Source organism: Paracrocinitomix mangrovi, assembly GCF_019740355.2.
Lineage (GTDB): Bacteria > Bacteroidota > Bacteroidia > Flavobacteriales_D > Crocinitomicaceae > Paracrocinitomix > Paracrocinitomix mangrovi.
On the sequence record NZ_CP091819.1, the window covers coordinates 870,856 to 896,605 of the forward strand.

The 25,750-nt window shown below is 36.2% G+C and carries 13 protein-coding genes; 7 read left to right on the forward strand and 6 right to left on the reverse strand.

Going from position 1 to position 25,750, the window contains the following annotated elements; genetic code table 11:
• Positions 1-3: 3 nt before the first annotated feature.
• Positions 4-759, forward strand: coding sequence for a zinc ribbon domain-containing protein (locus K6119_RS03845; protein ID WP_221835528.1), 756 nt, complete (start codon positions 4-6; stop codon positions 757-759).
• Between the two features lie 57 nt (positions 760-816).
• On the opposite strand, the gene K6119_RS03850 is transcribed toward K6119_RS03845, so the two are convergent.
• The 3 genes from K6119_RS03850 to K6119_RS03860 are packed head-to-tail and all read right to left on the reverse strand — an operon-like array spanning position 817 to position 11,771.
• Positions 817-2,703 (reverse strand): OmpA family protein, encoded by a 1,887-nt coding sequence (locus K6119_RS03850; protein ID WP_221835529.1) that lies wholly within the window; start codon positions 2,701-2,703, stop codon positions 817-819.
• Positions 2,704-2,728: 25 nt separating this feature from the next.
• Entirely contained in the window at positions 2,729-3,655 is a 927-nt protein-coding gene (locus tag K6119_RS03855) for a PorP/SprF family type IX secretion system membrane protein (protein ID WP_221835531.1), read from the reverse strand.
• A gap of 28 nt (positions 3,656-3,683) precedes the next feature.
• Positions 3,684-11,771, reverse strand: coding sequence for an HYR domain-containing protein (locus K6119_RS03860; protein ID WP_237828089.1), 8,088 nt, complete (start codon positions 11,769-11,771; stop codon positions 3,684-3,686).
• 265 nt (positions 11,772-12,036) lie between these two features.
• Between K6119_RS03860 and fabG the strand changes: the two genes are divergently transcribed.
• The 3 genes from fabG to K6119_RS03875 all read left to right on the forward strand — a co-directional run bounded on the left by fabG (position 12,037) and on the right by K6119_RS03875 (position 13,736).
• On the forward strand, positions 12,037-12,786 hold the full coding sequence (gene fabG, locus K6119_RS03865; protein WP_221835535.1) for a 3-oxoacyl-[acyl-carrier-protein] reductase: 750 nt from the start codon (positions 12,037-12,039) through the stop codon (positions 12,784-12,786).
• A 160-nt stretch (positions 12,787-12,946) separates the two neighbouring features.
• Positions 12,947-13,351: a DUF7793 family protein gene (locus tag K6119_RS03870; RefSeq protein ID WP_221835537.1), complete on the forward strand. Its 405-nt coding sequence runs from the start codon at positions 12,947-12,949 to the stop codon at positions 13,349-13,351.
• Between the two features lie 52 nt (positions 13,352-13,403).
• A complete protein-coding gene (locus K6119_RS03875) occupies positions 13,404-13,736 on the forward strand; it encodes a hypothetical protein (protein ID WP_221835538.1) in 333 nt (110 codons plus the stop codon).
• Here the strand turns inward: K6119_RS03875 and K6119_RS03880 are convergent.
• Positions 13,733-15,151 carry a dicarboxylate/amino acid:cation symporter gene (locus K6119_RS03880; protein WP_221835539.1) on the reverse strand — a complete coding sequence of 473 codons (1,419 nt, stop codon included), beginning with the start codon at positions 15,149-15,151 and terminating at the stop codon, positions 13,733-13,735. The two genes, K6119_RS03875 and K6119_RS03880, sit on opposite strands and share 4 nt — an antisense overlap.
• Positions 15,152-15,379: 228 nt before the next feature.
• Between K6119_RS03880 and K6119_RS03885 the strand changes: the two genes are divergently transcribed.
• Complete coding sequence (locus tag K6119_RS03885) at positions 15,380-19,153, forward strand: T9SS type A sorting domain-containing protein (RefSeq protein WP_221835545.1); 3,774 nt, start codon at positions 15,380-15,382, stop codon at positions 19,151-19,153.
• A 50-nt stretch (positions 19,154-19,203) separates the two neighbouring features.
• Here the strand turns inward: K6119_RS03885 and K6119_RS03890 are convergent, their stop codons facing one another.
• Positions 19,204-19,638, reverse strand: coding sequence for a hypothetical protein (locus K6119_RS03890; protein ID WP_221835547.1), 435 nt, complete (start codon positions 19,636-19,638; stop codon positions 19,204-19,206).
• A gap of 75 nt (positions 19,639-19,713) precedes the next feature.
• Complete coding sequence (rpsA, locus tag K6119_RS03895; protein ID WP_221835549.1) at positions 19,714-21,768, reverse strand: 30S ribosomal protein S1; 2,055 nt, start codon at positions 21,766-21,768, stop codon at positions 19,714-19,716.
• A 234-nt stretch (positions 21,769-22,002) separates the two neighbouring features.
• On the opposite strand from rpsA, the gene K6119_RS03900 reads away from it, so the two are divergent.
• Positions 22,003-23,178 carry an acetyl-CoA C-acyltransferase gene (locus K6119_RS03900; protein ID WP_221835550.1) on the forward strand — a complete coding sequence of 392 codons (1,176 nt, stop codon included), beginning with the start codon at positions 22,003-22,005 and terminating at the stop codon, positions 23,176-23,178.
• Positions 23,179-23,331: 153 nt separating this feature from the next.
• On the forward strand, positions 23,332-25,749 hold the full coding sequence (locus tag K6119_RS03905; RefSeq protein WP_221835555.1) for a T9SS type A sorting domain-containing protein: 2,418 nt from the start codon (positions 23,332-23,334) through the stop codon (positions 25,747-25,749).
• Position 25,750 lies beyond the last annotated feature (1 nt).

The window sequence follows — 25,750 nt, forward strand, 5'->3', positions numbered from 1 at the left end:
AAAATGGCGAAGAAAAAAACTGCTGAAAACACCATAGAGCAAAAGCTTAACAGTCTTTACGCTTTACAACAAATCGACTCTCAAATTGATAAAATCAGAACTTTAAGAGGTGAATTGCCTTTAGAAGTAGAAGATTTGGAGGCTGAGATTGAAGGATTGGAGACGAGATTAGCCAAGTTAAATGAAGAAAATGACGCTTTAGACAAGTTAATGTCTGATCGTAAAAATATGATCAAAGACGCTAAAGCTGCTATCAAGAAATATAACGAACAGCAAAAAAACGTTAGAAATAACAGAGAATTTGATTCTATTTCTAAAGAGATTGAATTTCAAGAATTAGAAATTGAACTTTCTGAGAAAAAAATCAACGAAGCTAAAGCTAACATTGAGCACAAAGCTGAAGTTATCAAAGTTGCTGACGAGAAGTTAAAAGAACGCAAGAAGGATTTAGAGATCAAGAAAAAAGAACTTGACGATATCTCATCTGAAACTGAGAAGGACGAGAAAAAATTGATCAAAGATTCTGAAAAAGCGAAAGAAGGAATTGAAGAGAGATTGGTTACAGCTTACGAAAGATTGAGAAATAACTCAAAAAATGGATTAGCTGTTGTTTCAATTGAAAGAGATTCATGTGGTGGATGTTTTAACAAAATCCCGCCTCAAAGACAAATTGATATTCAAGCAAGAAAGAAAATCATAGTTTGCGAGCATTGCGGTAGAATTTTGGTTGAACCACCTGCAGACGCACAAGACAATTAAAAAAAAGCCTGATGAATTCATCAGGCTTTTTTTTGCTTCCTTTTCAGAATAAGTCGTCTATAACTTAGTTACTTTAAATTCTGTTCTTCTGTTCTCTTGGTGTTGCTCCTCAGAACATTTAACTCCGTTAACACATTGATTTCTCGGAACAGTTTCTCCGTATCCTTTCCAGCTCAATCTATCAGCTGCAATACCTTTATAGATAAGATATCTTACTGCAGCTAATGCACGCTTATCAGACAATACCTGATTGTAATGATCTTTCCCTCTGGCATCACAGTGAGATCCCATTTCAATATGAATAGTAGGATTATCTTTTAAAAGCTTCACTAACTTATCCAATTCCGTTGCTGCATCAGGTCTAATGTTCCATCTATCAAAGTCATAAAAAATATCTTCCAGTACAATTGGTTTGTTCAGTTCAATTTCTTCAACAATGAAATCGGCGTAAAAATTCTCTGAATACTTCTTCCCTTTTGTAGATACTTTATCCGTTCTCGTAAAACATCCAATTTTAGTGCACAATAAGTGGTATTCTTCCTCAACGTCTAATTGATATTCAAATTTACCATCCTTATCACTGGTCATTGTAATCACTTTTCCATCAGATCCTCTAGTAATCTCAACCGTAACTCCTGCAACTGGATCAAATGAATCTTTTTTTCTTGCTCTACCATACAGAATAAATGTTGGTGCATTTTTCTTAAACTCATATAATTCATCCTTATTCGCTCTAGAAGACGTTACAAACCCTGTTGTATTATCTTCAGACAACACAAAGCTAAAATCGTCTTTTAAGGAATTAAGAGGATAATTCAAGTTTTCAGGCTTCATCCAACGCCCATTGTATTCATAGGTTAAAAACACATCTAACCCACCCATTGAATTGTGTGCATCAGAAGAGAAGTATAATATTCCATCATCATGCATATATGGAAACATCTCATTACCCGGCGTATTTACTGTCTCTCCTAAATTTTCCGGTTTTGTCCACTCACCGTTTTCAAATCTAGTAACATAAATATCCGTACCTCCATAACCTCCAGGCATGTCAGAAACAAAATACAAGGTTTTATCATCACTTGCCAAAGCAGGATGCCCACATGAGTAATTATCTGAATTAAATGGCAACTCCTCCAAATGTTTCCATTTTCCATCCTCTGATTTTGCAATGAATATTTTCAAGTTATTTTCCTCTTCATTGCTAATTTCCATTTTACGTTTGAAGTAATTACTTCTTGTAAAGTACACTACATCTCCAGATTTAGAAAAAGATGCAGGACCCTCATGAAATTTTCCATTGATAGTTCCTTGCAATATTTCCGGGGACAACCAGTTCCCATCTTCGTCTTTTTCCATGTAATACAAATCCAAATATGAATTACCGGTCCAAGGACTTTGTTTTGATCCTCTAAATACTTCCTTTTCTCCTGAGAAAACAATTCCATCTCTGTATTCAACCGCACTAAAAGCTCCGGTGAAATCATCTGTAGGAATTTTTTCTAATGTAAAGAGACTTGTATCTATATAACGTTCATTGATAGAGTTTACAGATGATAATAACATACCTGCAACCACATCATTTGGATGTCTCAAAAGATATCTTGTTAAATAGCCTTTTGCTTCTTTAGTTTTTCCTGTAGCCATTAAAGCTCGTGCATAGTAAAAATTCAACTTGTCAGCTGCACTTTTATTTGCCATGCACTCTTCATAAAGCTCCATTGCTTTTTCATACTTGCCCATGAAATAATAGGCATTACCCATTTTCTCAAGAACTTCAAGGTTTCTATCCTTTTTAATTCCTTTTTCATAGGATGCTATTGCCTCAGAATATCTTAAATATTCATAGTGTTTATCCCCCTCATTAAAATACTTCTCTGCACTACACCCAACCAATACAATCCCAATTAGCGCTATTAAGCTGCTATAAAATATATTTCTCATGAAATGCTCTTTTTAATCTGTTTTACTAAAAATATCTAGGTGTTTTTTCTTTAGTATCTCCTTTACCAAAATCATATCCAATCATGATTTCATGAGATCCTGCAGAGTACTTACGGATATTTGAAAATGTTATGTCATAGGCATAACCCACTCTAAAACTATTCGAAGCCTGATACTCCAATAATGCTACTAATGCATCACCTGTTCTAAATGAAGCTCCAACCCAGATTGTCTCTTTAAACAACGCACTAAAATTAATGTCTGCTTCAAATGGAGCACCTGTAATATACTTCATCAAAATACTTGGCTTTAACTTTACATTTTCGCCTGCCTGAAAAATATATCCTCCTGTAATCAACAAGTGTCTTCTCATAAAAGATGTCTTGTTAATATTGAAAGAGAATCCCATTCCTTTTTCGTAAGCTAAAAGAGTTGGAATTGAAATTCCAGCATACCATTTTTCTTTTTGATGGTAATACATTCCGAATCCAAACTTAGGAATTACTTGTCCGCGGATATCTGACCCAAACATTGGGTCTGACTCATCCCAGGTAGTTAATTCAGAAACTTTAGCTGAATAAATGGACATTCCGGCTTTTAAACCAAATGCCAATTTACCTTCTTCAGATAACTTAACGTTATAAGAATAGTTTCCTACGATATCAGTTTGGTTGGTAACTCCAATGTTATCGTTTGACACAACTAAACCTACTCCCATTTTGTTATCTACCAAGGGCATATCTGCTGCGGCTGTAAATGTATATGGTGATCCATCAAAACCTACCCATTGCTTTCTGAAAAGCATAGTTGTAGTTATGCATTCCTGACTACCGGCATAAGCAGGGTTAAGAAACAGTCCGTTAAACATGTACTGACTCACCATTGGCTCCTGCTGAGCCTTAGCATTGTCTACCACCAGAAGTGTCAAACATGCTATTAATATTACTTTCATTGTTTTCATACCTTCTCTAGTTTCTTTATTATTTATTTCTAACAGTTCTTAAATCAATATATCCTGTCAATGGCTGTTCTAATTCATCAATCTTTAAGATTGCGAAATAGGTACCATCAGGTAGTTTCTTTCCTTTATTGTTTAATCCTTCCCAATCGTTATTGTACCCTGTTGTAGAGTAAACCAGGTTACCCCATCTATTGTAAATCAACAACTCATTATTCGGATATACTTCAATTCCATGGATTACGAAATAGTCGTTGTAACCATCACCATTTGGAGAGAATCCTTGTGGCATTTCAAGCTCAAGTGGTTGTATTAGTGAATCACTTCCAAACACTGAACATCCATTGGCATCTGTTACTACTATTGTATACAAACCTGCCGTTAAATCTTCGATATCTTCGTCAGTTGATCCATTTGACCAAGTGTAAGAATAAGGAGAAACCCCACCAATTACTGACATATCAATCCAGCCATCCTCGCTTAGGTAATGACTTACATTAAAGCCTCCGTCATACTCTGAGTGAATAAACTCAAGGTATAATGAATCAGGTTGATAAACATCCATTGTGTCCGAAATCACACATCCATTACTATCAGTTACTGTAACATAATAGTTTCCTGCTACAAGATTTGTTATAAGAGCAGTTGTATCGCCATTAGACCAGTTATAAACCACAGGAGAAACAGCTCCTGTAACTTCAATATCAATGCTTCCGCTTTCATCTCCATAGCATGTTACATCTTCAATCTCATGACTTATGCCAAGTGGATTTATGGCATACACAGAATCTTCGTAATTCAAGAAGCATCCATTTACATCTGTCACTAAAACTGAGTAAGTTCCAGCTGCCAGACTATCAATATCTTGAAGTGTATCACCAGTACTCCAGTTATAAGTGTATGGCAATGTTCCACCATGAAGAGTTAAATCAATTGAACCATCTGCTGATAAACAAGTTGCATGCTCCAATACTGATACTGCAAACATTGAATCCGGCTCAAGTATCTCAACAGACAATTGATAGATACATCCTTTATCATCTGTCAATGTCAAGTCATAAATTCCTGCTGACAATGAATCTATATTTTGAAGTGTATCTCCATTACTCCAGTTATACATATATGGCATTGTACCACCAGTTGGAATAATATTGATGTAAGCATCTGTTGAATCAAAACAACTTACATTTCCATAGGTAACGTCAACTTGTATTGTGTCAGATTCAGCCACAGTAAACAAAGTATCAAACTGACATAAGTTGGCGTCATAAACAGTTACTGAATAATCACCAGGACCTAAGTTTGTAACATCTTCTGTTGTTTCTGCATTACTCCATAAGAAAGTATAAGGAGCAGTTCCGTCAGCTGGAGTTAAATCAATTGATCCATCTGACAATCCAAAGCATGTTACATCTGTAGTTACCCCTGTTGCTGTTGGTTTTGGATGAACTGTCACAGTGAAAGAACAAATAGATACGTTTCCATGAATATCTGTTACTTCATATGTCTCTGTAGTTGTTCCTACAGGGAATACAGCACCAGATCCTAAACCTGCAGTTTGAATAATTGTATCTACACCACAGTTATCAGATGCTGTTGGTAGATCATACAAGATAATTGAATCACATGAACTAGTATCTGCTTGACAGAATGTTAAGACAGGTGCCTCATTATCAGTAACTACTACATCAAATGAACATGTATCTGTATTTCCTGAAAGATCAGTTGCGACATACACCACTGTTGTAGTTCCTACAGGGAATGTATCTCCTGAGCTGAAGTTACTAGTGATTGTATCACCACAATTATCTACAGATGTTGGCGCCGTCCAGCTAACCACTGCCGAACAATTTCCAGGATCACTGTTTACCAAAATATCGGAAGGACATCCAGAAAATACTGGGCTAATAGTATCTAACACTGTTAAATTGAATGAGCAACTTACAGTATTACCTGCATTATCTATTACGGTCAGAACAATTGTAGTATCACCGGTTGATACTAAAGTACCTGCTACCGGAGATTGACTAATTGTTGCTCCACAATTATCTGAATATGTTGCTAGCAAAGTATAATCTAAAATAGCATGTTCACAGTTGTTATCAGCATATTCTGTCTGATCAGGAGCACAAGTTAAAGTTGGATCTTCGTTGTCATTAACAGTTACATCCTGTGTACAAGTAGCAGTATTTCCATGAATATCTGTTACAGTCCAAGTTACTGTTGTTGTTCCTACAGGGAAGGTTGCAGGAGCGTCATTTGTTACTGTCGCTACTCCACAATTATCTCCTGTTGTTGGATTTCCTAAACTGATGTTTACTAAGTCAGTTGAGCAATTTCCAGGATCATTATTTACAGTCACATCTGTTGGGCATGTAATTGTTGGATTCTCAGTATCATTTACTGTTACGTCTTGTGTACAAGTAACTGAGTTTCCATGAATATCTGTTACTGTCCAGGTTACTGTTGTTGTTCCTACAGGGAAGGTTGCTGGAGCATCATTTGTTACTGTTGCCACACCACAATTATCACCTGTTGTTGGAGTACCCAAAGTAACTCCAGTTGCTGAACATACTCCTGCATCATTAGATACTGTTACATCCGCAGGACAAGTAATTGTTGGATTTTCATTATCATTCACTGTTACATCTTGCGCACAAGTAATTGAATTACCATGAATATCTGTAACGGTCCATGTTACTGTTGTTGTTCCTACAGGGAATGTTGCCGGTGCATCATTTGTTACCGTTGCTACACCACAATTGTCATTTGTGAAAGGGGTACCTAAGTTAACAGTAGTGGCTTCACATAATCCAGCATCACTATCTACTGTAACGTCACCAGGACAAATGATAGAAGGATCTTCGTTGTCATTAACTGTTACATCTTGAGTACAGGTAGCAGTATTTCCGTGAATATCTGTTACAGTCCAAGTTACTGTTGTTGTTCCTACAGGGAAGGTTGCAGGAGCGTCATTTGTTACTGTCGCTACTCCACAATTATCTCCTGTTGTTGGATTTCCTAAACTGATGTTTACTAAGTCAGTTGAGCAATTTCCAGGATCATTATTTACAGTCACATCTGTTGGGCATGTAATTGTTGGATTCTCAGTATCATTTACTGTTACGTCTTGTGTACAAGTAACTGAGTTTCCATGAATATCTGTTACTGTCCAGGTTACTGTTGTTGTTCCCACTGGGAATGTAGCTGGAGCGTCATTTGTTACTGTTGCCACACCACAATTATCACCTGTTGTTGGAGTACCCAAAGTAACTCCAGTTGCTGAACAAACTCCTGCATCATTAGACACTGTTACATCTGCAGGACAAGTAATTGTTGGATTTTCATTATCATTCACTGTTACATCTTGCGCACAAGTGATTGAATTACCATGAATATCTGTAATTGTCCATGTTACTGTTGTTGTTCCTACTGGGAATGTTGCCGGTGCATCATTTGTTACCGTTGCTACACCACAATTATCAGAAGTGGTAGGAGTTCCTAAAGTTACTGTTGTTGCCTCACATAATCCGGCATCACTATCTACCGTTACATCAGCTGGACAAGTAACAATCGGATCTTCGTTGTCATTAACTGTTACATCTTGAGTACAGGTAGCAGTATTTCCGTGAATATCTGTTACAGTCCAAGTTACTGTTGTTGTTCCTACAGGGAATGTTGCAGGAGCATCATTTGTTACTGTCGCTACTCCACAATTATCTCCTGTTGTTGGATTTCCTAAACTGATATTTACTATGTCAGTTGAGCAATTTCCAGGATCATTATTTACAGTCACATCTGTTGGGCATGTAATTGTTGGATTCTCAGTATCATTTACTGTTACGTCTTGTGTACAAGTAACTGAGTTTCCATGAATATCTGTTACTGTCCAGGTTACTGTTGTTGTTCCTACTGGGAATGTAGCTGGTGCATCATTTATTACTGTTGCCACACCACAATTATCTCCTGTTGTTGGAGTACCTAACGTTACTCCAGTTGCTGAACAAACTCCTGCATCATTAGACACTGTTACATCTGCAGGACAAGTAATTGTTGGATTTTCATTATCATTTACCGTTACATCTTGTGTACAGGTAGCCGAATTCCCATTAATATCTGTTACTGTCCATGTTACTGTTGTTGTTCCTACAGGGAATGTTGCCGGTGCATCATTTGTTACTGTTGCTACACCGCAATTATCTCCTGTTGTTGGAGTACCAAGTGTAACAGTAGCAGATTCACAAGTTCCGGCATCATTTGAAACTGTTACATCAGCAGGACAAGTAATGGTTGGGTTTTCTGTATCGTTAATTGTGACATTGAAGCTACAACTTGCAGTATTACCTGCACTATCAGTTACTTCATAAGTTACTAATGTAGTTCCGATTGGGAATGTTGAGCCAGAAGTTAAACCAGTAGTCATTATTGTAGAAACTCCAAGTGGGCAATTATCTACACCAACCGGTGTTGCATAAATAATTAATGCTCCACAAACACCTGCATCATTAGATTGTGAAATATCTGATGGACAAGTAATTGTAGGGTTTGTCACATCTACAAAAGTAGTTAAGACAACACTTTCATTAGCTGTACATCCATTTGCGTCAGTAACTATTACATCATAGGTTCCTTCAAATAATCCCGAAATATCTTCAGTTGTAGCTGTATAACTGTTTGGACCAGTCCAAGCAAATGTATATGCGGTAGTTCCACCAGTAACTGTTAAATCAATGCTTCCATCAGATTCACCAAGACAACTTACTTCATTTTGAATGACTCCTGTTGCAATTAATTCGTTAGGAATAGTAATGCTAGTTGCAACTGTCAAACATCCTTTTGCATCTCTTACTACAATATTATAAGAGTTTCCAACTGCAAGGTTAATGGTCATAACTCCAGCAGCATTGAATGTTGCCCCATTATCAGTTGACACCTCATAAGGACCTCCATCACCTCCAGTTGCAGCAACTGTAACAGGAATATCCGTAGCTCCTGCAGGAATACAAGGATCAAAAGTTACATTGGTGATAGTAACGACAGGATCAATAGTTAAAACATACGGATTAACAGTAGCACAGGCATTTGCATCTCTTGCAACAACCTGATAAGTAGCTCCTGTCGGAAGTGTTGCTGTATAATTCCCTAAACCATTAAATGTAGTACCGTTATCGTATGAAATATCATAAAGATCTTCTGTTCCTCCAGTAACACTATCAACAACTACATTGGCATTAGTTGCACCAGGAGTTGGACAGCTAACTGAAATATTATGAATAATAACAGTATCAGGCTGATCAATGTAAACCCCCAATGGAGTTACTAAAGTACATCCATTTAAATCTGTTACTTGAAGTGTATATAAACCAGCTGATAAGCTTGAAATATCCTGAGAAGTAGATGTAAATCCTAAAGGACCTTGCCATAAATATGAATGAGGAGCAGTTCCACCAGTAGAAGTAGCATCAATAGATCCATTAGAGTCACCATTACACAAAGCATTTATTTTAGTTGCTGTTGCAGCTACTTGAGCAGGTTGCGTAATACCAACTGAAGCTGTTTCTACACATCCATTAGCATCAGTTACTGTAACCGAATATGTTCCTGGCTTTAGATTAACTAAATCCTCTGCTTTAGTTATTACTACACCTCCAATTTCCCATGAAAATGAGTAAGGATAAGTACCACCCGTAGCTGTTAAATCAATCGTACCATTAGCGTATCCAAAACATGAAATAGCAGTAGGCGTTAAACCAACACTTAGTGCTGAAGGCTCAGTAATTGTAAAGTTTTCGAATGTTGTACAATTTGATGCATCCGTCACAGTTACCGTGTATGAACCTGCTGAAAGGTTAGTAGCAGTTGTACCGGTTTGACCATCACTCCAAGTAATAGTGTAAGGTGCAGTTCCGTGTGCTACTACTACAGTAGCTTTTCCATCTGATGCTCCATTACAAGTAATGTCTGAATAAACTAAACCTATGTCTAAATTGTTACAAGGCGGCTCATTAATAATGACACTATCAGAAATTGAACAAAATTTTGAATCTGTAATATCTACATAATATGTACCTGCAAACTGATTTATTATAGATTGTGTTGTTTCACCTCCGGGAGTCCATAAATAAGAATATCCTGGGGTACCACCTGAAGGGTTAGCTGTAGCCACCCCAGTATTAGCACCAATAACCGCAATATCGGTATGTGTCATTGTATTTGTAAGTTGAGTTGGTTCAGTAATAGCAACTGTAGCCAAATCAACACATCCATTTCCATCTGTAGCAGTTACAGTATAAGTACCGGCAGACAATCCACTAATTGGTGTACCTGCAGATACCGGTGAAGTGTTCCAACTATAAGAATAAGGAAGTAAACCACCTGCTGCCACGGCAGAAGCTGTCCCATCATTTCCTCCAAAACAAGAAACATTTGTAGAAGATGCTGCAACTGAGAATGCTAAACATTGCGGTTCATTAACAACTACACTCCCTATTTTAATACATCCATTTGCATCAGTAACTGTTACTGTTGCTACACCATAACTCAATCCAGTTTCAGTAGCGGCTGTTCCTCCAGTTCCCCATGAATAAGTATAAGCCGGAGTTCCTCCTGCTACAGCAACAGATGCAGTACCATCACTTGCTCCGTCAAAAGAACAATCAGTACTTGACATAGTTAAATTCATTTCAGAAGGAGCCGTTAAAGTAACTGATTCTGTATGCGAACATCCTATTGCATCAGTAACTTCCACCCAATATGTTCCGTCACCAGCAAAAATTGAATTAGTTGTTGCTCCTGTACTCCAGAAGTAGGTATAAGGAGCAGTTCCTGAACTTGCATTAGCTGTTAAAGCACCCGTAGAATTGTAACAATTCAAAGTTGGCGAAGTAAATGAAATGTCAACTGTATCTGAAAAGAAAATAGTTACCTGATCAAAATCCTCAGTACATCCACCACCGGCACCATAAGAAGTCAAAGTTAATGTAACCGAACCTGCTGTCAACTCAGCAGAAGTAGGCATATATGAAGCAAATACAGTAGAATCATTTGGATTAAATGTTCCTGTACCTCCTGTCCATACTGCGCCATCCGCATTAGTAACCGAACCACTTAAAAACACCTCAGGATCATTTGCACATAAAGTTTGATCTATTCCTGCACTTACTGTCGGAGGTAAACCAACAGTAACGGGAACTGTAATGTATTCTGATGGACAAGTTGGACTTACCAAACCATCACTAATTTTAACTGTGAAATTTTCTTGTGTTGTCGCATTGAATGCCGAACCTGTTCCAACTGAAACAGAGGAACTATTGTACCATTCATATGAATAAACTGCATCACCTCCTGTTGCAGATGCAGTTAATACAACTCCTCCTCCTCCACTACAAAACTCTGCAGGATTAGGAGTTACTGACCCATCTAACGCTTGAAAAGCATATAATCTTACAGTATCACAAGTATAAACATACCCACAAGCAGATGCCGTTGGAGTACCACATATTTCGTAATCTATAAATGCCGGAGCAGATAAACCAGGTTCAAAATTTGGCGTTCCGCAGTCAAGACAACTTAAATATGAGTTGTATTGCCCAGGAGTTCCCGGAGAAATAGAATTTATGGTAATATTTTCTAAACCAAGTATTTCAATCGGAAGTGTACAGCCAATTCTGGTTGAATCATCTTTTGGAAAAGTTGGCTTAGGTATAGAAGTAATTCTGTACGTATTTTCATTATTTCCAGGTTTACAAAAAGTAAGATAGTGAGGACCTACCCCACTAATACAAATTGCATCACCAACCGGAACTTGCGGACCACAACCAATTTGATAAAACATTGATCCGGGAGGAATAGCTCCTGAAGCAATTTCAAAATTGATCATTGTGGCACCTGTGTCCAAAATAATTTCAAAAGATGTACATCTATCCGGAGATGAAGTACCACAACAATTTCCTAGCCTCGAATGTGAAGGAGACTCCCAAACACCATCAGGTTGTCCGGTTAAATCCACTTGAAAGTATGGTACATCTGTCCCACATGTAGGGACTTGTGCGTGAGTTGAGAATGAAATACTAATAGCTATAATTCCCAATAAAACGTAGAGTTTTCTCATAGGTTTAAATAATATATACGATACAAAGGTTAAAAAGGGAGAAAGATTGTAAAGTGACGTTTATCACTTTCTTAAAAGATTTATATCAACTGCATAAATCTCAATTAAAGCAATGGGTATCTGGTTATTAAATATAGAACTAATGTATAATTTTTTTTGAAACCCAAGATTATGACATGATTAAAAGTTTTATTGAAACAGGAGACATTTCATAAATGAATCTCTAAAAAAAGAGATATTAAATTATCTTTGAAAAAAAATTAAAATGGGATTATTAGACGGAAAAGTTGCAATTATTACCGGAGCTTCAAGAGGAATTGGTAAGGCAATTGCTCAAGAATTTATAAAAGAAGGTGCCAAAGTTGCTTTTACTTATTTGTCATCTGATGAAAAAGCCAAAGCTTTAGAAGCTGAGTTAACTGCGAATGGTGGTGTTGCTAAAGGTTTTAAATCTAACGCTGCAGAATTTCAAGCTGCACAAGATTTAGCAGATGCTGTTGTAGAAGAATTTGGTACGATCGATATTTTGGTTAATAATGCAGGTATAACAAAAGACAATCTTTTAATGAGAATGAGTGAAGAAGATTGGGATGCAGTTATTGACGTCAATCTTAAATCTACTTTCAACCTAACTAAAGCCGTTATGAGACCAATGTTGAAGGCTAGATCAGGCTCGATTATTAATATGAGTTCAGTAGTTGGTGTTTCAGGTAACCCGGGTCAAGCTAATTACGCTGCATCTAAAGCAGGTATGTTAGGATTTACAAAATCTGTGGCGCAAGAATTAGGTTCTAGAAACATTAGATGTAATGCTATTGCTCCTGGATTTATTGAAACCGAAATGACTGCAGCCTTAGATGAAAACGTTGTACAAGGATGGAGAGATGGTATCCCTATGAAAAGAGGTGGAACCCCGGAAGATGTAGCGAAAACTACAGTGTTTTTGGCATCTGATTTATCTAGCTATGTTACTGGACAGACAATCAATGTTTGCGGCGGGATGTTAACTTGCTAATAAATTGTAAAAAATAATTTATCATTTTTATAGAGAAACGGATGGGTAAAACACTCATCCGTTTTTATTTGGAATTCGTCTAAATAATAGGTCAGAGTACCTAATTTCTCTTTCTAAATCAAAAGCCGGATAATATATTTGCAACGCAATAAACAAACCCATGAAAGAGATTAATTGTAGAATTTCCACTGTTCAAATTAAGGATGAGAATACTTTATTTATTAATGTTGACAGTAATCAAAACTTTGGAAAAGTAGATGCCCAAGAACTTAAAAAAGCAGCCCTCAAATTGGGTAATGGCAAAAGCTTTTACAATTTAATCAATATTGGTGCTAATACAGTTACATCTAAAGAAGCCAGAGAAATCGTAACAAGCCTTGAAGGATCTTTTTATAAAAAAGCAGACGCAATAATTATCAATTCGATATCAAAAAAACTTTTGGCAAACTTGTTTTTATCATTTCAAAAGCCTGTAGTTCCTACTAAAGTGTTTACCAAAATAGAGGATGCTGAAGAATGGTTAGGTCAACTACAAAATCAGGAATTAATGATCGGTAATAACTGAGTTTTCTATTCAAATTAAACCTTTTTCACTTTTTGTAGTATAATAATGTAAGATGACACGCTTACTTTACATATTATTTATTGCTGTGACTTTTATAAGCTGTTCTGAAAAACAAAACGAAGATATTTCGCAAGCTCAGTACACTTATCAATTAAAAGGCTGGGAATCTTTGGGAAAACAGACACTGGTTATTATGGATGCTCAGAATACTTCCAGCATGGACCAGGAAATTACGTTTCAGGTAGAAGTTATCAATACTGATGGAAAGGTATTTACAAAAGATACTACCATTCAGTTTGAACAAACTGAAAAAAGCAAAGATTTTCAATTAGTTGTTGATACTGAAGGAGAAATAAGTGAAGTTAAAATTACTTCTCTAGGTTAACTCTCTGTTTTAAGTTCATTTTCACTTGCGGCAATAATGGTTGTTACGGATGCATCACCAGTAACATTTACGACTGTTCTACACATGTCTAAAATTCGGTCAACCGGAATTATTATTGCAATCCAAGCTGGATTCAATCCTACAGAAATTAACACCATCATTAACATTACAAGACCCGCACTAGGCACTGCTGCAGAACCTATTGATGCTAAAGTAGCAGTCATAACGATAATCAATTGTTCACCTAATGCTAAATCAATACCATGCAATTGAGCAAGAAAAATCACAGCTACAGCTTGATACAATGAAGTTCCATCCATATTAACAGTAGCGCCAATAGGCAAAACAAAGCTTGAAATTTCTTTTTTAACTCCTACCCCATCTTCAACACATTCCATTGTAACAGGCAAAGTAGCAGCAGACGAACTTGTAGAGAAGGCTGTTAATTGAGCCGGCGAAATTTTTCTCCAAAACTCAGCATACTTAATTTTTTTAACCAACATTGACACAAGTAATGGGTACATAAAAATCAAGAATAAAAGTCCTACAATCACTACGAGAGAATACTGTCCCAAAGAAGCCAATAAATCAAGAAGTTCATCAATTGAGTTTGCCATTGATGAAAGTTTGGCTGCCATCAAGGCAAAAACAAAAAAAGGCGCCCCTTTCATTACAACATCTACCATTTTTAAAAATACTTCATTGATTCCATCAAAAACTTTAATAACTGGCGCAGATTTTTCTGTAGTAATAAAAAGGAGACATATTCCGAAAAAGATAGAAAACACAATTACTTGTAACATCAATTTAGGATTCCCAAGTGAAAGCACAATATTTTCAGGAACCATATCTACCAGTGCAGACAATGGACCTGCATCTTTATTGGCATCAGCAGCAGATTGGACTTTAGCAACATTTTCATCAACAACAACTTCTTCACCTGAAATCTTCTCAACGATAGCAGCATATTTTGGATCTTCAGATAATCTAATATCATCTTTGAATTCAACTGCACCATCAAGCGACTTAACCCACAATTCATATTCAATTCTATTGTGAATTTTTTGTTCTTCAGAAATAGCATCTCCAGGGCGGGCAATATTTACAAATATTAAACCTATTGAAACAGCTAAAACCGTAGTAATTAAATAAACTCCTAGTGTTTTAGCTCCTACCCTACCCAATTTTTTTATATCATGTAATGAAGATATTCCAACTATGATAGAAAACATTACCAAAGGAATAGCTATAAACTTAAGTGCACGAATAAAGATGGTTCCAAAAGGCGCAATCCAATCATTAGTGAATTCATTGAATCCTTTATAGATTGAAATAAATGCCCAGACAATTCCTAATGCCATACCAATTAAAATCTTCCAATGTAGGGCAAGACCTTTTGATTTTTCTTTACTCATAAATGTAAAATTAACATGTTTTTGAAAAAGTCAATTGTCATTTTTTAACTTGTTGAAAAACAATAAATAACAAATGTAAACATGTTAAAAAGAGTCAGGATTATAGATACTTTGTTAAGAAAAGCACAAATCAACACAATGGACAATTTTACTATTGTACGGTCTTATATACACACGTAACTTTGTTTCCAATTAAATTAACGTGAACCCTTAATTAAATTTTATACAATGAAGAAAAATTTACTTAAAATTGGGGCTTTAGCAGTAATACTTTTAGGTATTAATGCTAACGCTCAGGTAATTTCAAGTTACCCCTACATTCAGGATTTTGAAGGTGAGACTCAGGGAGGATTATCTTGTTCTGCTGTATACACAATGCAGGCTCCTGGATGGACAAATGAAACAACAGATGATACTGATTGGGAAGGAGACTCAGGAGGAACTACTTCTGGATCAACTGGACCTTCAGTAGATTATAATCCGGGAACAGGTACAGGAATGTATATGCTAATTGAGACCTCTTCTTGTTATGGTCAAGTAGCTTATTTGTACAGCCCGGAATTTTTACTTCCATCTGCAGCAACTGCAGCATCAATGCAGTTCGCGTATCACATGTATGGAGCTACAATGGGAACAATGTCTTTTGATATTACTACTGATGGTGGTACTACTTGGACGAACTTATTTTCTGGAACAGATAACCAGGATTTATGGCAAATTTCAAGTCATGACTTAACATCATATATTGGAAACACTGTTCAGTTCAGATTCACAGCATTAACTGGAACAAGTTTTACTAGTGATATGGCTATTGATGACTTCCAAATAATGGTAGATATTGCTGATGATATAGCACCTGTAGCTATTGATCAACCTACTAATCCAGTATCACCGGGAGTACAGTTCGTATCAGCTTTAGTTCAAAACTATGGTAACAACACTGTAAATACCGGAGATGTGAACTGGAGTGTAAATGGAGTTTTACAGACACCTACAACACTACCTTCTGCTTTAACATCAGGTCAAACATCATCTTCTATTATATTAGGAACTTATAACTTCCCAATAGGTCATACAGATGTTTGTGTATGGACAGCTAATCCAAATGGAAATACAGATAACGTACCATCAAATGATACTTTATGTTTTAATTTCTGTACTCCTTTGAATGGTACTTATGCAATTGGAGGTACAACTCCTGATTATGCAACCTTTGCTGAGGCAGTAGCTGATTTAACAAATTGTGGAATTGATGGACCAGTATTGTTCAACGTTGCTCCTGGTACTTACAATGAAGCAGTAGTTTTACCTTCAATTTTTGGTGCAAGCGCAACAAACACAATTACTTTTGATGGAGGTGATGCTTCAACAACAACTATCCAACATGATGGAACAGGATCTAATGGAACTGTAAACCTTGATGGTGGTGATTTCATTACTTTCAAAAACTTTACTATTAGAAATACTGGAACAACAGATGCTTGGGGAGTTTTCTTAACAAATGTTGCTGAGTACGATAGTATTTTGAATTGTAACATTGAAATGGAATACTCATTGAATATTGTTGATGTTGCCGGAATTATGGCTTCAAATGATCCAACTAATGATAACTCTACTGGTCAATCATCAACTCATTGTGTATTTGACGGAAATACAATTACAGGAGGAGAAAGAGGAATTTCATTATACGGAATGACTACTTCTACTACTTTCTGCGTTGGTAACCAAGTAACAAACAACATTATCTACAATGTAGATGATTATGGAGTTTATGCTTATTACCAAGATTCTATTGACATTATTGGAAATAACGTAGATTCAGTTCTTAACACTCAAGGTGAAGGAATGTATTTATATTATGTTAACAACTTTAATTTCGAGAGAAACTCAATTAAAGCTCCGGATTATGGTATGTATTTATATTATGCTAACGTAAGTGCAGGTATTACAGTAACTGAAAAATCAAATTTTGCGAATAACATGATTTACAGTCAATCTGATTACGGAATGTACATCAGTGCATCTGACTCAGTTAGTTTCGTTCACAATACAGTAGCTAACTACGGAAGTTCGACTCCAGCATTCTATTTATTATCTACATGTGAAAACTGGGATATTATCAACAATATTTTCTATAGTGAAAGTGATGAAGCTTTTTATGCTTCTGTTGATTTATTGTCTGATTTCAACTATGCAGATTACAACGTTTACTGGACAGACAATGCTTTATTTGTATATGAAGGTGGAGCAATTGCTGATTTAACTGCATGGCAAACTGCACAACCAACTTTAAATATTAACTCAGTAGAAACTGACCCTGTATTCGTTGCAATGGATGACTTACACGTTATCTCTCCATTAGTTAATGATATAGGAGATAACTCAGTAGGTGTAACTATTGATATTGATGGTGATTCTAGACCAATGGGAACAAACGTTGACCCGGGAGCTGATGAATTCAACGCATTATCTGATGATGCAGTTATGGTTGAAATTATCCAACCAGGAGCTAGCCAATGTGGAAATGCAACTACTGAAATTAAAGTTGCCGTAACAAACTATGCTACTCCAATTACTAGTTTACCTATTGTAGTTGAAGTTACTGGAGCAGTTACTGCTACTTTAAACACAACTTATACTAACACAATCAATTTTAACCAAGTTGATACAGTATTGGTTGGAACAATTGACACGTACAACGGTGGAGATGTAATGATTACTGCTTATACAGTTTATCCAAACGATCAAAACATTTCTAATGATACAGTATCAATGGCAGCTTCATTTGTACCTTTTGAGCCTCAAGGAGCTGGTTCTGATCCAAGTTGTGGATTTGACGTAACTAACTTATATGCAGATTCTACATATACTTCTAACTATGAGTGGTATGATGCTGCAACAGGTGGTAACTTAGTAGGAACTGGAAATGTATATACTATTCCTTCAATCACTGCTCAAGACACATATTACTTACAGTATCCACAAAATGGTTTAGATACTATTCAAACTACTTATGCTGCAGGTAACTCTTGTGGTGGTGGATCAATGTTTGATGTAACTGCAACTAATGGTACAGTAATTTCAGGATTTGATATGGGATCAACAGTAACTGCTGGTAACCCACTTCCTGTGACTGTTCACTACATTATGGGATCACATCTTGGAAACGAAACAAATGCAGGTGCATGGACAACTGAAGGATCATACACTATCACTTCTGGTGGTACAGGATCTCCTTCAACTTATCTTGCTTTGAATAATCCAATTAACCTACCTGCTGGACAAACTGTTGGAATCTACCTTGAATATGCAGCTTCATACACAACAGGAACAGTAAGTACAGACTATACAAACATTGCTGGTGACATTACTGTAACTGCAGGTACAGGATTATGTAGTTCATTTGGTGGATTAAACTATCCAAGATTGTTCAACGGAACAGTTTACTTCGGAAGTTTTGCTTGTTCAGATATCAGAACTCCGGTACAAGCTAACATCACTCCTGCTGCTGCTGTGAATCTAGGTGAAGACACTGTAGCATGTGCTGCAACTGGAGCTGTTGTTTTAGATCCAGGACCGGGATTGTCTAATTTCTATTGGACTCCTTCTGGAAATACAGGTGCAACAGAAAGTGTTACAGCTAACGGACAGTACACTGTAACAGCTACAGATGGAAACAACTGTACATGGACTGATACTGTATTAGTAATTTTTGGAGAATGTGCTAGCATTGAAGAGTACAACGGTATCTCTGAAATGAACTTATTCCCTAACCCAACTCAAGGACAATTTGATGTTCAGTTGTCATTAGAGTCAGGTGTTAGTGTAGTATCAATTAACATTATTAGCATTGACGGAAGATTAGTTTATAGTGAATTAATCAACCAAAACTCAAGCTATTACAACAATACATTTGATTTAAGCTCTGAAGAAAGAGGTATTTACATGATGAGAATCATGACTTCTGAAGGAACAGCAGTTTCAAGAATTGTATTGAAATAATAACAATACTTAATAAATAGAAAACCCGCAGATTTTCATCTGCGGGTTTTTTATTTGGTATCATCCAGTAGGTACTCCATCAACCAACCTACAGACTCATTCATGTATAGACTTATCTCAATCAAACTGACTAAATGATCATCCTTTAAAAGCTTGTACTCGTAATTGGATAATTTTTTATAGTCTATATCTTTCAGACGTTCTTCAATAGGAAAAGATATTTTGCCGTTTAAGCCAATGATACACATTGATAGCATTTTTCTATCATCATTGCTTACTTGATTAGTCAACATCCTTTTACGCATGTCCCAATATTGATTGAGCGCAACTTTGACTTCTTTAAACACATCCAATTCAGTTGGACTCTTTTTAGATTGCAATTCAGTGTCAACTAGATTGATAACATAATCATGTCTATCACTAAGTTCATTGCTATAAAGCTTATCGCTTGCAACTTCAATCAATCTATTGTAAATCTCGTTCACGAAGTATAATACGTATTAAAATAAAAAAGGGAGACTTTTAAAGCCTCCCTTTTAGAATTATTTAGGTAAAAGGATTTATTTTTCTCCTTCTTCCATTTCAGATTTTAAAGCAGATAGTGCATCCAAATCTCCTAATGTAGATTTTTCATTTGAGCTATTGATTTCCTCAACGGCTTTGCTTCCACCACCTGTTTTACCTTTTTTCTTAGTAGGACGATCATCTCCTTCTTCAAAAGTTCTAGTATGAGAAACAACAATTTTCTTTCCGTCTTTGTTGAACTCAATAACTTTGAATGGTAATTTCTCGTCTACAGTAGCGTTGCTTCCATCTTCTTTCTTCATGTGCTTTTTAGGGCAAATAGCCTCAACACCATGAGGAAGAGCTACAACAGCTGCTTTATCTTTCTTGTCTTCAATGATTGTTCCTTCGTGAACAGTTCCTTCAGCAAATTCTGCTTCGAACTCATCCCATGGATTTGCTTCCAATTGTTTGTGTCCTAAAGCAATTCTTCTGTTATCTCTGTCTAATTCAAGAACTACAACATCTAATTCATCTCCTACTTTGCAGAATTCTGATGGATGTTTGATTTTCTTTTGCCAAGAAAGGTCAGAAATGTGAATCAATCCGTCAACACCTTCTTCTAATTCAACAAATACACCGAAGTTAGTAAAGTTTCTAACTGTTGCTTTGTGTTTAGAATCAACAGGATATTTTTGATCGATATCTGCCCAAGGATCCGGCATTAATTGCTTGATACCTAATGACATTTTTCTTTCTTCTCTATCTAAAGTCAAAATTACAGCTTCAACTTCATCACCTACAGACATAAAGTCTTGAGCTGATCTTAAGTGCTGTGACCATGACATTTCAGAAACGTGGATTAATCCTTCAACACCAGGAGCAATTTCAACGAAAGCACCGTAATCTGCGATTACAACAACTTTACCTTTTACTTTGTCTCCAACTTGTAGGTTGTCATCCAACGCATCCCAAGGATGGCTTTGTAATTGTTTTAAACCAAGAGCAATTCTCTTTTTAGAATCATCAAAGTCTAAGATTACAACGTTGATTTTCTCATCCAATGTTACGATCTCTTCTGGGTGGTTAACTCTACCCCAAGATAAATCTGTAATGTGGATCAATCCATCAACACCACCTAAGTCAATAAATACTCCGTACGAAGTAATATTTTTAACAGTTCCTTCAAGAACCTGACCTTTTTCAAGACCACCAATGATTTGTTTCTTTTGCTCTTCAAGCTCAGCTTCAATAAGCGCTTTGTGAGAAACAACAACATTTCTAAATTCGTGGTTGATTTTAACAACTTTGAATTCCATGTTCTTTCCTACGAACTGATCGTAATCTCTAATAGGTTTAACATCAATTTGAGATCCTGGCAAGAATGCCTCGATTCCAAATACGTCAACAATTAAACCACCTTTAGTTCTGCATTTAACAAAACCAGTAATTACTTCACCTGATTTTAATACATCATTTACTTTCTGCCAAGCTCTGTGCGTTCTTGCAGTTCTGTGTGACAATACCAATTGTCCGTATTTGTCTTCTAATTGTTCAACAAATACTTCAACTGAATCACCAACTTTAAGATCAGGATTGTATCTGAATTCATTGATAGGAATTACTCCTTCTGATTTGTAATTAACATTTACAACAACTTCTTTTGAAGTTAATGCAATTACAGTTCCATCAATTACTTCCTTTTCTTCAATTTGAGTTAGTGAAGAATCGTAAACTTCATTTAATTTTTGTACTTCGGCTTCAGTGTGACCATCATTCTCGTAAGCAAACCAATCAAATTCTTCTTTTACAGGTTCTTCTACTTTAGCTGCAGCTTTCTTAGTTGTTTTTGCAGCTTTTTCTTCTACTTCTTGTACTTCTGCAGCTACATCAACTTTCTCAGCTTTTTCTTCTGCATCTTTAGCAGTAGTTTTTTTAGCTGTAGTTGTTTTCTTAGCTGTAGTTGTTTTTTTAGTTGTAGATTTTTCGTCCGATTTCTTTTCAGTGGACTTAGCAGCTGTAGATTTCTTTGCTGTAGTTTTTTTAGCTGCTGCTTTTTTTGTGTCTTCTGATTTCTCAGCAGACTTTGTTGTTTTTTCCTCTTCTGCCATGTGGCTCCGATTTGTATCTCACTTACCGGAAAGTGAGAGTGTTTAACATAACGAATCCGGTTTCGTTTTTTGTTTCCCGTTTCAACCCTTTTGAAATGGGGTCGCAAAGATAGTCTTTCCTTTTGATTCAAACAAATTTATATCGATTTAATACCTAGTTAATTGAAGAGCTTCACGAAAACGTAATTTTTTGACTAAATTTGCAAGCCAAAATCAGTAGAAAAATTCAATCAAATGAAAGAAGTTTATATAATAAGTGCAGCCAGAACTCCAATGGGAAGCTTCATGGGTGCATTGTCAACAGTACCTGCTCCTCAATTAGGTTCAATTGCTATAAAAGGTGCATTATCAAAAGGAAATGTTAGTGCAAATCTTATTGATGAAGTATTTATGGGTAATGTATTGCAAGCAGGAACTGGTCAAGCTCCTGCAAGACAAGCAGCATTAAAAGCAGGAATCGGCGAAAACGTTCCTTGCACAACTATTAATAAGGTTTGTGCTTCGGGAATGAAAGCTATTTCTTTTGGAGCACAAAGTATAATGACTGGAGACAATGACATAGTAGTTGTTGGTGGTATGGAAAATATGTCACAGGTTCCTCATTATTTAGATGGAAGAAATGGTGTTAAACTAGGAGATATCAAGTTAAAAGACGGAATGGTGTTAGACGGTTTAACTGACGTTTATAACCAGGTACATATGGGAGTATGTGCTGAAAAATGTGCTACAGAAAAAAATGTCTCAAGAGAAGAACAAGATGCTTTTGCAATTGATTCATACAAAAGAGCTGCAGCCGCTTGGTCAGCTGGAAAATTTAATGATGAAGTTGTTCCTGTTGAAGTTCCTCAAAGAAAAGGTGATCCTATCGTTGTAGCAGAAGACGAAGAGTACAAAAACGTAAACATGGACAAGATTCCTCAATTACGTCCGGTATTTGACAAAGAAGGAACAGTAACAGCAGCTAACGCTTCCACTTTAAATGATGGAGCTTCAGCTTTGATATTGGCTTCTGCCGAGGCAGTTGAAAAACACGGTTTAAAACCAATTGCAAAAATTAAAGGATATGGAGATGCGGCAAGAGAACCGGATTGGTTCACTATGGCGCCATCTTTAGCAGTACCTGTTGCTTTAAAAAGAGCAGGACTAGCTATTGGAGATATTGATTACTGGGAATTAAATCAGGCTTTTTCAGTAGTTGGAATTGCCAACACAAAAGAATTAGGTTTAGATCCTAGCAAAGTAGATGTAAACGGTGGAGCTGTATCTTTAGGGCATCCTCTTGGAAATTCAGGATCAAGAATAATTGTAACCTTGATCAATGTCTTAAAACAAAATAATGGTAAATATGGTGCTGCCGGAATCTGTAACGGAGGTGGTGGAGCATCTGCCATGGTGATTGAAAACATTTAACGTAAGTTATTCACAATGAGAAACATCCCGTTCTAAAGGTTTTAGAGCGGGATTTTTTTATATAATTTTCGATTATTAATATTATTTTAAAGATAAAACCAACCTTATCTTCTACAAATACGTTAATTTTACATATCTATTAAAGACCAAAACATGTTCAAAAAAATATTTGCTTCTGCGGTTCTTTTGACTAGCATTAGCGCATCAGCCCAAAATCTACCAACTATAGCGAGTTATGAAATTGTTGATACACTTTGTTATAGTGGATATGAAAAACACTTTTTAACTGTCACAATTGAAGATTTAGATGGAGACAGTACTTATTTATCTGGTATTGGAGCAGATCTAGGATATATTGATGCTCAATATATGATTGTAGAAGAGCCACCATATGTTCCAGGAGCTACTTTGAGAACGTTTAAACTTAAATCAATTTCAACATACTTTGCGCCTATTGATCAATTATCAGAGGACAACTTATTGTTTTATATTAATGGAAATTCAACCGCAGATGGAGGAAATACTTTTGACGGAGTAGGAAACATTCCTTTGTATGGAGAATTAACAGCATCATTGGATTTATCTGGCGTAACTTTTTGTTCAACTGATAATCCGGTTGACATTACTCAATATGCTACACCCGGACCGGGAGAGTACTATTGGGGAATAGATCAAACAATTATTACAAATGGCTCTTTTGATATTCAAAGCTATATGTCTGAAGCAAATGATGGAGTTAGTTATGATTATATTAATACAGCAGGATGTGTGGCATACGCTTTTGCTTCTCCAAATATTGTTATGGCACCAGATTTAAGTGTTAATACTACTGATGCTACATGTGGAAGTGCGGATGGATCAGCTTCAGTTACAATTACCGGACAATATGCTCCATTTGATGTGTACTGGACAACCGGATTCTCTGAATCACTTTCAGCAGGAGCTTCAACAGTTAACAACCTATCTTCAGGAGCTTATTACGTTACTGTAACAGATGGAAATGGATGTACATCCCAAATAGCTGCACCCGTTAGTGATGCTGATTTAACTGTTACAGAAATTATTACTGATCAAAACTGTCCAGGATCAGGAGATGGAGCAATTGATATCACTGTTGCCGGTGGAACACCAGATTACTTCTTATGGTCAACTGGACAAACAACTGAAGACTTGACAGGATTAGCCGGAGGAGAATATACTGTACACATTCACACTACTGGAAACTGTCAGGCATTCAAAACTTATAACGTTGGAAATCCAGCTCCATTAGAAATTGGTGTCAACCAAATTCAAGGTGAAGACTGTTCAACTGGGCAATTCAATTCATTGATTGATATCTCTACATTTGGTGGTTCTGGTTCATATACTTGGGATTGGGATTCTGGTGCTTCAACTATGGAAGACTTCACTAATCCTGGGGTAGGAATTCACACATGTACTGTTACAGATGCTGTTTCAGGATGCTCAATGACATGGTCTACGAATGTAATGGACTATGGTGCTCCTTATGTATGGCTTAACTCAGTTGACCAAGCGAATTGTGGTCAAACCAATGGTGCTATTGATATGGCAATATTGCAAAATATTAATCCAATTGCTTCAATTAGTTGGAGCTCAGGTCAAACTACAGAGGACTTAACAGATATCGGAGCAGGAACTTATATTGTAACAGCAACTGACGTTAATGGATGTTACACATCAGAAAAGGTAACGGTAGGATACAACAAACCATATCAACCTTCTATCTGCCTTTTAACTGTTGACACTTCTTATACTTACAATCAAGTTATTTGGGAAAAAGATCCGGGATTTGCTTCTACAATTGACGGATTTAATGTATACAGAGAAACTCAACAACAAGGAGTATTTGAAAAAGTAGCAGAAAGACCTTACGCTTTAGAATCATTTTTTATTGATAATGCTGCTTCACCAATGGATAGATCTTGGAGATATTACTTGACTACTTATGATGCCTGCGGAAATGAAAGTTTCCCTTCATTTATTCATAAAACTATTCACATTGTTGCCAATACTTCAAACGGAACAGACTATAATGTTTCATGGGACAAATATGAAGGAATCACTTATACTGATGTAGATTTATTCAGATTTGACAATACCAATGGATGGCAATTGATAGGTACTTATGGAACTACACAATTAAGTATGACAGATACGCCTCCTGTAACTGCAGGATTGGATTACATTGTATCTTTCAACTTAGCTTCAGTTTGTACATCTTCTAAAGCACAAGATTACAATTCATCAAGATCTAATAACTCTTCAGCGATCTTTACAGGTGGTGAAACAACTACTTCAATTCAAGATGAAGAAATAGGATTAATTACCATTTATCCAAATCCAACTGAAAGTGATTTAAATGTTTATATTGAAAATCCTGAGTTATTTGAAATGATTGAACTAAGAGATGCTAACGGAAGATTGGTATTCAACCAACAGTTAAATAGTTCAAAACATGTTTTTGAAATGACTGATTTGGCAACTGGTGTATATTTCATCAGATTGGTAGCTAACGAGAAAACAATTACGAGAAAAGTAATAAAGAGATAAA

What these genes read in the sequence shown, in the direction of transcription:
- K6119_RS03845 (WP_221835528.1), top strand. Translation starts at nt 4, where the DNA reads ATGGCGAAGAAAAAAACTGCTGAAAACACCATAGAGCAAAAGCTTAAC.
- K6119_RS03850 (WP_221835529.1), bottom strand. Translation starts at nt 2,703, where the DNA reads ATGAGAAATATATTTTATAGCAGCTTAATAGCGCTAATTGGGATTGTA.
- K6119_RS03855 (WP_221835531.1), bottom strand. Translation starts at nt 3,655, where the DNA reads ATGAAAGTAATATTAATAGCATGTTTGACACTTCTGGTGGTAGACAAT.
- K6119_RS03860 (WP_237828089.1), bottom strand. Translation starts at nt 11,771, where the DNA reads ATGAGAAAACTCTACGTTTTATTGGGAATTATAGCTATTAGTATTTCA.
- fabG (WP_221835535.1), top strand. Translation starts at nt 12,037, where the DNA reads ATGGGATTATTAGACGGAAAAGTTGCAATTATTACCGGAGCTTCAAGA.
- K6119_RS03870 (WP_221835537.1), top strand. Translation starts at nt 12,947, where the DNA reads ATGAAAGAGATTAATTGTAGAATTTCCACTGTTCAAATTAAGGATGAG.
- K6119_RS03875 (WP_221835538.1), top strand. Translation starts at nt 13,404, where the DNA reads ATGACACGCTTACTTTACATATTATTTATTGCTGTGACTTTTATAAGC.
- K6119_RS03880 (WP_221835539.1), bottom strand. Translation starts at nt 15,151, where the DNA reads ATGAGTAAAGAAAAATCAAAAGGTCTTGCCCTACATTGGAAGATTTTA.
- K6119_RS03885 (WP_221835545.1), top strand. Translation starts at nt 15,380, where the DNA reads ATGAAGAAAAATTTACTTAAAATTGGGGCTTTAGCAGTAATACTTTTA.
- rpsA (WP_221835549.1), bottom strand. Translation starts at nt 21,768, where the DNA reads ATGGCAGAAGAGGAAAAAACAACAAAGTCTGCTGAGAAATCAGAAGAC.
- K6119_RS03900 (WP_221835550.1), top strand. Translation starts at nt 22,003, where the DNA reads ATGAAAGAAGTTTATATAATAAGTGCAGCCAGAACTCCAATGGGAAGC.
- K6119_RS03905 (WP_221835555.1), top strand. Translation starts at nt 23,332, where the DNA reads ATGTTCAAAAAAATATTTGCTTCTGCGGTTCTTTTGACTAGCATTAGC.